Below are 465 nucleotides of genomic sequence, written 5' to 3' on the forward strand. Positions count from 1 at the left end.
GGGACCGTCAATAATTTTGTGTAAATGGCGAATCCCTTTTCTTGCAGACTGTCATTTAATCAGTCGTTTTAAACATGGCTGCGAGCTCTGCGCGCGCCTGGTCAAAACCAATATGGCACCGCAAAGCGAAGCGCTGGTTGTAATCCTCAAACTGTGAAACGAGAAAGCGCTCCAGCGCTTCTTCGTTTGGAAACTGCTCTTTGCGCTTCGTGTATTTCTTGATCTGTTTATTGAACGATTCAATCAGGTTCGTTGAATAAAGGCTCCGCCGAATGGATTTTGGGAAGCCGTAAAACGTAAAGATATACGGGTTTTCAGCCAGTGACTTCGTCACCTTTGGATAAACCGCCTGCCATTTGGAACAGAAGGCTTCCAGTGCCTGTTGTCCCTCTTCGGCACTCTCAGCGCGATAGACGGCTTTGAAGTCCCCGCAGATTTCAGCCCGGTCTGAAACACGGACTTTAT

1 protein-coding gene is annotated in these 465 nt (G+C 48.0%); it reads right to left on the minus strand.

Annotation, left to right across the window (positions count from 1 at the left end; genetic code table 11):
* Positions 1-55 precede the first annotated feature (55 nt).
* Positions 56-465, minus strand: a 410-nt coding sequence (locus tag M3221_RS25640; protein WP_251274824.1) for a transposase, incomplete at its 5' end; no start/stop codon positions are given.

Source organism: Domibacillus indicus (assembly GCF_023715895.1).
In the GTDB taxonomy this organism is placed as follows: domain Bacteria; phylum Bacillota; class Bacilli; order Bacillales; family Domibacillaceae; genus Domibacillus; species Domibacillus indicus_A.